At 39.6% G+C, this 12448-nt stretch carries 10 protein-coding genes; 1 reads left to right on the plus strand and 9 read right to left on the minus strand.

The features are described 5' to 3' along the window. Positions 1-6 precede the first annotated feature (6 nt). The 8 genes from BN6559_RS09105 to BN6559_RS09140 form a co-directional block, all read right to left on the minus strand. Positions 7-1290: an SLC13 family permease gene (locus BN6559_RS09105; RefSeq protein WP_110954423.1), complete on the minus strand. Its 1284-nt coding sequence runs from the start codon at positions 1288-1290 to the stop codon at positions 7-9. 67 nt (positions 1291-1357) lie between these two features. Beyond that, a complete protein-coding gene (locus tag BN6559_RS09110) occupies positions 1358-2488 on the minus strand; it encodes a sodium ion-translocating decarboxylase subunit beta (protein ID WP_110954424.1) in 1131 nt (376 codons plus the stop codon). A 35-nt stretch (positions 2489-2523) separates the two neighbouring features. Beyond that, a complete protein-coding gene (locus BN6559_RS09115; protein WP_110954425.1) occupies positions 2524-2913 on the minus strand; it encodes a biotin/lipoyl-containing protein in 390 nt (129 codons plus the stop codon). A gap of 35 nt (positions 2914-2948) precedes the next feature. Further along, entirely contained in the window at positions 2949-3332 is a 384-nt protein-coding gene (locus BN6559_RS09120; protein ID WP_110954426.1) for an OadG family transporter subunit, read from the minus strand. A gap of 47 nt (positions 3333-3379) precedes the next feature. Next, on the minus strand, positions 3380-4879 hold the full coding sequence (gene mmdA / locus BN6559_RS09125) for a methylmalonyl-CoA decarboxylase subunit alpha (RefSeq protein ID WP_407656771.1): 1500 nt from the start codon (positions 4877-4879) through the stop codon (positions 3380-3382). Positions 4880-5345: 466 nt separating this feature from the next. Continuing rightward, positions 5346-6050: a response regulator gene (locus BN6559_RS09130; RefSeq protein WP_110954428.1), complete on the minus strand. Its 705-nt coding sequence runs from the start codon at positions 6048-6050 to the stop codon at positions 5346-5348. Next, a complete protein-coding gene (gene dcuS / locus BN6559_RS09135; RefSeq protein WP_199883884.1) occupies positions 6043-7734 on the minus strand; it encodes a DcuS/MalK family sensor histidine kinase in 1692 nt (563 codons plus the stop codon). The genes BN6559_RS09130 and dcuS overlap by 8 nt, the downstream gene beginning before the upstream one ends. Before the next feature lie 375 nt (positions 7735-8109). Continuing rightward, positions 8110-8700: a TetR/AcrR family transcriptional regulator gene (locus tag BN6559_RS09140; protein ID WP_110954429.1), complete on the minus strand. Its 591-nt coding sequence runs from the start codon at positions 8698-8700 to the stop codon at positions 8110-8112. A gap of 188 nt (positions 8701-8888) precedes the next feature. Here BN6559_RS09140 and BN6559_RS09145 point away from each other — a divergent pair, with 188 nt between their 5' ends. Continuing rightward, entirely contained in the window at positions 8889-10061 is a 1173-nt protein-coding gene (locus BN6559_RS09145; protein ID WP_110954430.1) for an MFS transporter, read from the plus strand. 388 nt (positions 10062-10449) lie between these two features. On the opposite strand, the gene BN6559_RS09150 is transcribed toward BN6559_RS09145, so the two are convergent. After that, positions 10450-12432: a methyl-accepting chemotaxis protein gene (locus tag BN6559_RS09150; RefSeq protein ID WP_110956351.1), complete on the minus strand. Its 1983-nt coding sequence runs from the start codon at positions 12430-12432 to the stop codon at positions 10450-10452. Positions 12433-12448 lie beyond the last annotated feature (16 nt).

Consider the following 12448-nt stretch of genomic DNA (forward strand, 5'->3'; position numbering starts at 1 on the left):
TATTTATTAAGGAAAAAACGGCCATACGATTGGAATAATAATAATAGATACGATGAAACATACGACAACCAATCCCGTTCCCGCTTTTACGTAGTCCATGAATCTATAATTTCCAGGTCCCAGCACCAAAGTATTGGGTGGTGTACCAACTGGGGTTGCAAATGCACAAGAGGCTGCAACAGCAATCGCCATTAATACAGCATGTGGACTGGCACCTAAGCTTTTTGCTATAGAAATACCAATTGGCGCCAATAATGCTGTAGATGCTGTATTTGACATAAATTGTGTCAAACCACAGGATAAAGCAAACAGTACTGCCGTAACCATAAGTGGACTGGGATTTCCGCCTAAAATTCCTACAACTTGATCGGCAATCAATTTCCCTGCGCCGCTCTTATCCATAGCAGATGCAATTGGCATCATTCCGGCAAACAGGAATATCGTCACCCAGTCTATGCCTGTATATGCTTGTTTCTCACTCAAACATTTTGTTAGTACAAGAATAATTGCTCCCGTAATCGCCGCCACTTCCAACGGAAATTGCTTTATATCAAGTGCCATTGCAACAACAACACCGAGAAGAGTAACCGCAGTAATCCACATTTTGGACTGATCGGTTGTTCCCGCTGCAGCTTCTTTTGCTGCTTCTTCATCAATTTCGATATCTTCAGCCGACAGCATAGCCTTTGGTAAAAGATATTTGCCAACAAACATCATGTAAACAATGCCGGCAATCGTAAGCGGTATTCCGATCCAAGCGAACTCAAAAAATCCAAAAGGCGCAAGACCTGCTGTCTTTAACGTCCCAGCAGCAATGATATTTGGTGGTGTGCCAACCAAAGTAATAATACCACCTAAACCAGCACCAAAAGCCAACGGCATCAATTGACGCGATGCTGGAATTTTAGCCACAGCACAAATTCCAATGATGACCGGCATCAAAGCAGCTGTTGTTCCCGTATTAGACGATACTGAGGAAATAGCCGCGGCAATAATCATTGTACCTGCCATTAAGCCATTTTCGCTTTTCCCGACAACGCGAACCACAGTTTCACCCAACTTCTGCGCAAGTCCCGTATGAAACATAGATGCCCCAATAACAAACATACCTGCAAATAAAACAACCGTAGAATTCGACAACCCTGAAAAAACCTCTGTCATGGGGATAATCCCCAGAATGCCTAAAACAATCGCGCCCCCCATAGCCGTTACTGCTAGCGGAACAACTTCCGTGACAAATAACAACGCTACAATCGCTAAAACAATCAAGGTCACTATAGCAGGTGTCATAGGATTTGCCTCCTTTATTTTAATGATAAAAATCATAAAAATGTATATTTACAGAGTTCTAAATTGCTTATTTTAACATCGCCAGCATCGTCCCCGCAGCGACGGCAGTACCGATAACTCCGGCTACATTCGGCCCCATCGCATGCATTAATAGAAAATTCGCTGGATTGGCTTTTTGCCCGACAATCTGACTGACACGTGCCGCCATTGGAACTGCGGATACACCAGCCGAACCAATAAGAGGATTTATCTTACCTCCGGATAAATAACATTGAAGTTTACCAAGCAATACGCCACTAGCAGTACCGCCAATAAAGGCACATAAGCCAAGAGCAATAATTTGAATTGTTTTTATATTAAGAAAATTCTCCGCTGACATCGTAAGTCCCGTTCCTGTAGCCAAAAAAATGGTTACAATGTTAATCAATGCATTTTGCGCGGTATCCGATAAACGATCGGTTACCCCCGATTCACGGAAAAGATTTCCTAACATCAGCATTCCCATTAGCGATGCAATTGGTGGTAATAACAAGCTAATGATAATTGTTGATATTACCGGGAAAACCAGTTTTTCAAATTTAGATACCGGACGCAATTGATCCATTACAATTTCACGTTCTTTTTGCGTCGTAAGAAGCTTCATCACTGGCGGCTGAATCAAAGGTACCAATGACATATAAGAATAGGCGGCAACAGCAATCGCGCCTAGAAGATGTGGAGCCAATTTTATTGACAAATAGATTGCGGTCGGACCATCTGCTCCGCCAATAATACCAATTGCCGCAGCTTCTTGGACATTAAAGCCTAACATCATTGCCCCAGCCAAAGAAATGAATACGCCGAATTGGGCTGCCGCGCCTAAAAGCAGCGTGGAAGGATTCGCGATCAGCGGGCCAAAATCGGTCATTGCACCGACACCGAGAAAAATAAGCGGTGGAAAAATCTCATTGTTAATTCCATACATAATAGCCTGCATAACACCAGGATCTTCAAAAAAACCCGTTTTGGGGAAATTTGCTAAAATACAGCCAAACGCAATCGGGGAAAGCAACAATGGCTCAAACCCCTTCGCAAAGGCTAGATATAACAGAATCAGTCCAACAAAAATCATAATTGCATTGCCTATAGAAAAGGCAGCAAAACCACTATCCGCCCAAACAGACTGCAAAGCTACTGAAAATGCACTAAATACCTCCATATCTTTTCCCTCCTAAAATTATTCACTTACTAAGATCATTCTAGTACAATCAATGCCTCTCCAGTTCCCACCGTCTGTCCAGCGGAAACATTCAACTCTTTTACCTTGGCATCTGCCGGTGCCATAATTTCATTTGCCATTTTCATCGCCTCAAGTACAAGCAATACTTCTCCGCGTTTGACCGCTTGACCTACCGTGGCATTCACCGACAACACTTTGCCTGGCATTGGTGCAGAAACTACCTTTGCCCCGGCCGCCGCTACATTTACTTTAGGCGCAGGTGCTGCCGGTCTTGGTGCTGCTGGTGCCGCTGTTGTTGTTTGTACTGGTGCTGTCGGCACTTTGGCACTTGAAGCTGAACCGCTCATTCTTTCAACTTCAACTTCATGTGTTACCCCATCTAAAGTAATTCTGAATTTTTCCATCTCATATTTCCTCCTCGATTTAGAATTCTTTATTTTTAAAACATCTGATTTCTCGATTGTACTGCCTCAATTCGTGCCGTCTGTGTCCATACCTTACCACCGACAGGGCGAATCGAAACAATTTCTGATGGATGATACCCATAAGCAGCGATCGCAGCCGCAATTAATATAAAGGTTTCTTCGTCCGTTCGATTTGTTTTTTCAAAATGCGTCGCTGCTTGTTCCTTTTTTCCACCGTTTTCAAAATTGCTCAAATTTTTTTTTTGATCTAAAGGAGTATTTTTGTCTTCACGTTTTCTCGTCGGATCAATGATATGAATGAAACGAACGATCAAACTCAATCCCCATAATACCGCAAAAACGATTGTCATATTAATCATCATGATGATAATTGGATTGGTAGTCACTGGTTGATCCATTTTACTCACCTCATTTTCGTTTGGCTGCCTTTAAATATGTATTTTCGTTATAGTGGAATATTACCGTGCCGTTTAGATGGACGGCTTTCTCGTTTAGACGCAAGCATATTGAATGCATTGATAATCACTGGTCTTGTTTCTTTTGGCTCTATTACCATATCAACAAAACCACGCTTCGCTGCCTGATATGGAGTCGCAAAGTTTTTTACATACTCTTCAGTTTTTGCCGCAATATCCGGATCTTTTTTAAAGATGATATTAGCTGCACCGGCAGGGCCCATAACCGCAATTTCCGCAGTCGGCCAAGCAATGACCTGGTCGGCGCCTAAATCGCGCGAACACATTGCCAAATATGAACCTCCATAAGCTTTGCGCACAACCAACGTAACTTTAGGCACTGTAGCTTCTGAATAAGCATACAATAGTTTTGCCCCATGTCGAATAATTCCGCCATATTCTTGATTTGTACCAGGCAAAAATCCGGGAACATCCACGATGTTAAGAATTTGAATATTAAATCCGTCACAAAAACGAATAAATCGGGACGCCTTATCAGAGGCATTAATATCCAACGATCCTGCCATCACCTTAGGCTGATTCGCAATAATTCCCACTGTCTGCCCATCAAGCCGAGCAAAAGCTGTCACAATATTGGGCGCATAATATGGCTGTACTTCATAGTAATCCTGATCATCTACAATTTTCGTGATAATATCTTTGACATCATAGGCCTGATTCGAGTTATCTGGAATGATAGAATTTAAGGATACATCCGTACGTGCCGGATCATCGTCACTTGAAAAGACCGGCGGATTTTCCAAATTATTGCTTGGAATATAACTGATAAGTCTGCGAATCTGGGCTAAACAATCCGCATCATCGGCCGCCACGAAATGAGCAACCCCGGAGATGGAGTTATGTGTCATGGCACCACCCAATTGCTCTGCACTGACTTCTTCCCCTGTTACAGTTTTAATTACTTGTGGCCCTGTAATAAACATTTGACTCGTATTTTCTACCATATAGATGAAATCGGTCAAAGCCGGTGAATAAACGGCACCGCCAGCACATGGTCCCATAATGGCTGAAATTTGTGGTATGACCCCGGAAGCCAATGTATTACGATAAAAGATTTTTCCATAGCCGGACAAAGCATCAACGGCCTCTTGTATGCGTGCTCCGCCGGAATCATTGATTCCAATTACCGGTGCACCCATTTTCATCGCCATGTCCAATACCTTACAAATTTTTGCGGCATGCATTTCTCCCAGAGATCCACCAACAACCGTAAAATCTTGGGCATATACATAAACTAAACGCCCATCAATCGTTCCATACCCCGTTACTACACCTTCACCAGGAGCTTCTTGCTTTTCCATTCCAAAATTGGTGCATCGGTGTGTAACAAAACGATCCAATTCAACAAAAGTACCTGCATCCAGAAGCTTTAAAATACGTTCACGTGCAGTCATTTTTCCAGCTGCATGCTGTTTCTGTACGCGTTTCTCTCCCCCGCCTGCCATAATTTTTTCTGTTCGCTTATTCATATCCTCAATCTTATCAAACGTTGATCCCAAAACTAACACCTCCAAAAATCTGAATTCCTGCGATATACGGCTCTTATGGCTTGCATTTATGAACGATCCCCCTTTTGTCACCACAAGAAGTACGCAAACTTCGTAAAATAATTTATAGGCATTTCTTATCCTTAACATATATCTTTTTTTCAATCTCGTCGATATTTTGCAACTTTTCAAACAATTTTGTAATTAAAGTTATTAATGAAATTATAAATAAAAAACCGACCTGCCAACATCTGTAATTTTTTTCAAATAAACAGCTCTCGTAACACAAGTCGGTGTTTTTCCTTCTTAGGAATCTATTTCAGTCCGACAGCCCATTCACACGGTCGACGAAATGTAATATTAAATTCATAAATTTTTAAAATTGCTATATCCGTTTAACATCTAAATGAATGCAAGATTTATCACCTAAAGTAAAGTTAGCGTATAACTAAAAATAACGTGCAATTCGCTGCGTTTCAAAACAAACACAGCGATATTTATACACCGGTCTCCCAACAGTTCCATAAATCAGTTCTAACTTCAAAATCCCCAACTGTTTCATAAACTCTAAATACTTACGCATAGACACGCGAGACACGCCTACTGATTCTGCCATTTCTTCCGTTGAAAATGCAATTTGTTTAAAGTTCTGTACATTTTTCCATACCATTTTAAGCGTATTTTTATCAATTCCTTTTGGAGTAGAACTATTATTCAACCGCTCTTTTCCCAGAACATAATTATCTAAATCGGACTGATTCATGATTTTTTGCTCTGTCATCATATGAACCAATTCTTTATAGTTTACCAAAGCTTCACTGAGCCTTTCAAATTCAAAGGGCTTAATAATATAATCAACTGCACCAAACCGCAATGCCGTTCGAATGGTCTGCTGGTCGCAGGCTGCTGTTACTACAATAACATCTACACCTTTACCGGCCTTCCTAATCTTCATCAAGAGTTCAATCCCATTCATCCCCGGCATAAATATGTCCAATAAAATAAGATCTACTTCGTAGCTTTCCATCATTTCCAATGCCATATCTGCACAGCGAGCCACTGCAATAACCTCAAATCCATCCACTAATTCAATATATCGCTTATTTAATTCTGCCACCATAGGATCATCATCAACAATAATTACTCTAATCAAAAAATCGCTCCTCACTCCTGTACGGCAAATTTACATAAAAAGTAGTTCCCTTTCCCACCTCCGAGATAAAAGATATCCTCCCCCGCAGCCGTTTTATACTGCGTTTTAGGATGTACAATCCAACGCCTCGATTTTCACCTTTTGTAGAAAAACCATTTTTATAAATATTCTCATACGCTTCTTGTGAAATTCCCCCGCCCGTATCACGAACCTCCAGCTTGAGCTCATTACAGATTTGCACAATACTAATATCTATTTTTTTGATTTCTTCTTTTGCCACTGCATCAACCGCATTATCTATTAAATTTCCCATAATCACAATTAAGTCGTTGACCAGTTCAGAATCCGCCATATCCGGAAGAAAACATGATTCTGACAATTCCATTTCTATGCCAGCCTCACGTGCCCAGCTTAATTTACCTAATAAAAAACCTGCAACAATAGGATCTTTAATCTTTTTTACGACCGTCCCAATTTCCAGCTGATATTGATGTGAGATTTTCATCACATACTCTTTTAATTCATCATAGGACTGCATATGCAGCATCCCGATAATGACATGCAGTTTATTCATAAATTCATGAGTTTGTGCACGAAGCGCTTCGGCATAAATTTTAAGATCTACTAATTTCTCAGCCAATTTGCGCATTTCAGTTTTATCACGGAAAGTCGCAACTACACCGACAATTTCTCCATTCACACAAATCGGCACGCGATTCGTCAACAAAGTTACGCCCTCCAATTCTTGCTCCTGGTCCAACTCAGCAACACCAGTTTTTAGAACATTCTGCATTCTTGTATTTGGAACAAATGCCTCTACATCTTTGCCGACCGCCTCATCATTGATTCCGGCTTTATGAAACAATCGCAACGCCTCCGTATTGATAACGGTAATGCGTGAATTCCTATCTACAGCAAAAATTCCTTCCCGCACAGATGCAAGAATCGCATTACGCTCCTCAAGCATTTTTGCAATCACAAATGGTTCCAGACCAAATGTCATTTTCTTAATATGCCTAGCTAATAAAAAAGCGCCCACCATACCAATTAAAAGTCCGCAAATGCTGCCAAAAAGAACACTGTATCTACTCTGACTCACTGTATTAGATACTTCATCAATCATAATTCCCACTAAAACTACGCCAATCTGGTTTCCTTCCTCCGTATATACTGGAGAAAAAACTCTTAAAGATTCACCTAAAGATCCATGTGCGACAGAGGTTTGACTTTTTCCAGCGAAAGCTTCATCTGCATCATCAGTTTCATAATAAGTGCCTATTTTGCTTCTGTCCGGATGTGATTTTCTAATACGATTCATATCCATAACAACAATAAAGTGTACATCGCTGATTTCACGAATTTTTTCAGAGAATGTCTGAATTTCATCCTCATCTTTTTGATTTATAAGTCCATCGACTACAACAGGTGTGTTTGCCATAACATTTGCAATTTGAACAGCTTTTAAATTTAGTTGTTCATAAGTCGAGCTTCCGATCTTATCACTGATTAAGAAATCCGTTACGAGCAACGACACTAAAATTACTAGAAAAGTAAGTATGACAAAATTATTTTGTAATGAAAAAAATGATTTATTTGCACGCATCGAGAACCCCTTTTCTCCAAATAAGTACTGCACTCTTTTTGCATTTGATACGCAGCCAATTGCCAAAAATACAACTATCACTTCTTACTCATATTTTATTTAAAATACCGCTTAAAAATAAACAAAAGGAGTCCGTTGTGACAGACTCCTCCAAAAGAAAACCCCATTTTTAATTTTTAAATTCAGACAAATGAATCTTGGTGAGAAGAAAGTAATTCCTAAATAAAAAACAAAATACCTTCTAACAAATACATATTCTGGATGGAGAGAAAAATTCCTGCAATTAATCGATTGAATAAAGTAAATATTTTAAACTAGGGTGTGTCTGAAAACTAGTGGAATGATCAATTTAAGACAAAATCAATGCCCTACAATTCTTACATTTGAATTGTAGGGCATAATTATTTTTCGCTAATCAATCAAGGTTTTATCTAATTCTGACCTTATAATACCCTTTTATATAGCAGAATCCAATGGCTGGATTCCTCGAAAAATATAACTGACCGTACACTCTATAAATGAACGATCCACTTTCTCTCCAGTTATCAACAAGCGATAAAAAAGTGGTCCATAAATTAAATCTATACATAATTCTACATCAAGCTCTTTCCGTAGTTCTCCTCTCTCTACGCCTCGTTCTAAGATACGCCTCGAATCCAACCTTCGCGGATTAAAATATCTTAATCGATATTCTTCTGCAATTTTTGTGTTAAATTGTCCCTCTGCAATAAGTTCATTGATGACTTTACCCTCTCGACTCATCAAAAAATCAGCCAAATTCTCAATCTGAGTTATTATATCTTCTCTAACAGAGCCTGTATTAGGAACTGGCAGTCTAGACATAGCAGCAGATAAAAAACCGTCCATAACTACCGCTGCCTTATTGGGCCACCACTTATAGATTGTAGCTTTACTCACCTTGGCCCTTTCAGCAATTTTTTCAACAGTCACTACTGCAAAACCACACTCCAACAACAAATCATATGCGGCCTCCAGAATTGCCTTTTCAGTCTCAACATTACGTGGGCGCCCTTTTTTCTTTTCCAAAAGAAAACCTCCTTTTATTAACAAACGAAACGATACGTACATTATACTAAATATTTTTACATAAAGAAATAAAATATATCTTTACAAATACTAAACGTTTAGTTTATAATTTATTTATATTAAAACTATACGTTTAGTATTTGAAATAAACTTACTAAATGTAAATACTTCGAAAGCGAGATTTTACTATGCAAAACAAAACTATTTCACAGGTTCCAGACTGGATTATATTGTTACTGGCTATCTCGTGCGGCATAATCGTAGCCAATCTCTATTATGCGCAGCCATTGATCGGACCTATAAGCATGGACACCGGATTACCTTTATCCTCGGCAGGATTCATTGTAACGCTAACACAACTTGGTTACGTTATAGGTTTACTATTTATCGTGCCACTTTGTGATCTCATTGAAAATAAAAAGTTGATCCTGTTTACATTAGGTATTGTAATTTTAGCATTACTAGGAGCCTTCTTCATTCACAATGCAGTATTGTTTCTAGCCATATCTTTTTTTATCGGACTGGGCTCAGTCGCGACACAAATATTGATTCCTTATGCAACATACTTATCAGCAGAGGAAAATCGTGGTCAAGTCGTAGGCAATGTGATGAGTGGACTTTTGCTCGGCATTATGCTTGCACGGCCAATAGCTAGTTTCATTACAAATGCGTGGGGCTGGCAAGCAGTCTTTCTTCTTTCTGCTGTCATTACAACCATATTGACTGCCTTGCTAAGCTATATACTCCCTAAACGTCAACCTATACCTACAATGCATTATGTAAGATTAATCGGCTCTTTATTCTCACTCTTAAAAACAAAAAAAATATTACGCCGCCGCGCATTTTATCAAGCCTGCTTATTTGGTGCTTTTAGCCTATTTTGGACAGTAAGCCCGTTATGGTTAGCACACCATTTTCATTTGTCACAGCAGGAAATTGCCTTATTCGCACTAGCGGGTGTATCTGGTGCTATAGCTGCTCCGATCGCCGGCAGATTAGCCGATAAAGGCTGGTCTAAACGTTTGACTGGTATAGCCATTATCATCGCCGCCCTCTCTTTTTTACTTCCTCATATATTTGATCATTACACAGGATCCTTGACAATGTTTGTCATTGCCGCAATTACTTTGGATATGTCTGTATCCGGCAATCTTGTTCTTAGCCAGCGTATAATTTATTCTTTAGGCAGTGAAATACGAGGTCGCGTAAACGGAGTTTTTATGGCTGTTTTCTTTGTCGGCGGAGCTGTCGGTTCTGCGTTAGGCGGTTGGGCATATGCCTATGGCAGTTGGCAGCTGGCTTCGATGATCGGGATCGGGTTTCCTATCGTTGCACTGCTATATTACTTTACTGAGGTATAGATATTATACATACAATATGGCATAGCTCCCTCTTTAAAAATGCGTTGCCCCTCAAACATTCCTACTTCAATATCCACATTTAAATTTATTAGAGCTGAAATGGAGAATATCATTCATGATTTTCTCTATTTGCTTTGAATTTTCTAAATTTTTAAAGCTGCTGCTAGTTCCATTGATTCTTTTCAGTAATTATTATTTGCTTTATGAATACGTCTTGATTTATTATGTCGAAAAAGATTTTAATTATCGGCGGCGTTGGTTCTTATCTTAATGCCGCCGAAGACTCTAATGTAAATTTATTTATATAATAAGTGCCCCCGTTGGTTAGATAAATTTCTAACCAACGGAGGCACTTTACTTTCATGACAGCCCTGTCTTCTTATACATCTTACAACCGAAACTTATCAACAATACTCTTAATGTCTTCTGCAAGTTTCGCCAGCGCATTACTAGATGCAGCAATTTCTTCTGTTGATGCTGCCTGTTCTTCCGTTGTAGCTGAAACAGATTGTGTCTGTCCGGCAATATCATTATTTACCTTGTCTACATGTTTTACGGATTCAGCAATTTTTTTACTACCTTGGTCAATTGCTTGAATCGCACCAATTGCATCATTAATTTGCGTTGTTACCTGATCAACCAAACCATAAATTTCTTGGAAAGCTTTTCCGGCATCATTTACAACCGTCGTTCCAATATTTGCTTCCTTCGTTCCTTGGTTCATTGCAATAACTGCCTGATCAGTATCTGCTTGCACTTGACCAATTAAGCCAGCGATTTGTTTCGCTGCATCTTCCGATTGTTCGGCCAATTTCCGAACTTCTTCAGCAACTACAGCAAAACCACGACCTTGCTCACCTGCTCGAGCAGCTTCAATTGCCGCATTTAAAGCAAGTAAATTCGTTTGACTCGCAATACCGGCAATCGTATCCACGATTTTTCCTATTTCTTGCGAACGTTGTCCTAATTTCGTAATCAATTCAGCCGAACTTCCTACTGTACTTTCAATGCTGTTCATTTGTTCAATAACAGCATGTATGCTTTCACCACCGGTTTTCGCCGCTGTTGAAGCTTTTGAAGATGTCACTGCAATTGTTTCTGAGTTTGCCGCTAAGTGATGTGTATGATTCGCCATATCTTCTGTAGCTTTTACGGTGCTCTGCACTGCGTTCACTTGATTTTCTGTACCGCTGGCTACATCACTAATTGCTTCTGCAACCTGCTGCACCATTTGCGCGGACTGCTGTGCATTATCTGTTAATTGCTCCGCAGAAGCTGCAACATTCGTCGAAACATTCTTCAATTTCGAAATCATTTCCCGTAAGTAAGCATTCATCGTCGTATACGATTCGCCCATTCGTCCGAGTTCATCATTAGAATAAATATTTACTGTTTTAATACTCAAATCACCGGTAGAAATATGATTCATTGCTGAATTTAACGCTTCAATCGGTTTTACAATTCGTCGTACTAGGTACAAAACTAGCAAGATAACTAACACTAAAATAATGAAACTAGTCGCAATAGAGGCATTACGCAGTACTGCTAATCTAGATAAAACTTCTTCCGAAGGAACTGTTAAACTCATGCTCCATGTTGCGCCTGGAATCGGTGCATATATTACATACTGCTCTTTCCCAGCAGCTTGATATTCTCCTATCCCAGTCTCACCTTTTGTCATCTTCTCAACAATTTCTTTTAATGCTTTATCCGTATTCTCATCTTTTAATGGATTCTGTTTCATAATAAGGTCCGTATTTGGATGAATGATCGTCATCCCATTCCCCTGTACGACCGATGCATAACCTGTGTCGGCAACTTTAATTTCACTAATCCGCTTAATCAAGCTATCGATTGAAACAGTCCCGCCCAATGCACCAATAATTTGATTGTCCTTTTTAATTGGTGCAACTACAGATAAAACCATCTTGCCATCTGCTTTAGAAATAATCGGATTCGTAATGACAGTCTTTCCTGTAGACATAACTTCTTTAAAATAAGTTCTATCTGCAATATTCGTCTGACTACCATTTGTATGTATAGATTGTCCTTTGGCATCCACTAGCCAGAACCTAGAAAATATCGGATTGCGTTTTACTTCTTCTTGTAGAGTCTGCAAAGCTACTGCTTGGTCGCCATTACGAACTTGCGGCTGATTTGCTAAAATTGTTACCTCATCTTTACGCCAATCCAACCACATACCGATCTCTTTTGCATAAACCTCAGTACGTGAAACTAAATCCGTTTCTGCCAAATCAATCAACGCATTTTTTGCATTGTTATAATTCAGACACGCTACAATTGATAATGATACCACAAGTATCGATACTGCAACTAAAATAATCTTGGTACCAATTTGATTCAATTTCATTTTGAGCACCTTGCTG

Source organism: Massilibacillus massiliensis (assembly GCF_900086705.1).
Lineage (GTDB): Bacteria > Bacillota > Negativicutes > FLKF01 > FLKF01 > Massilibacillus > Massilibacillus massiliensis.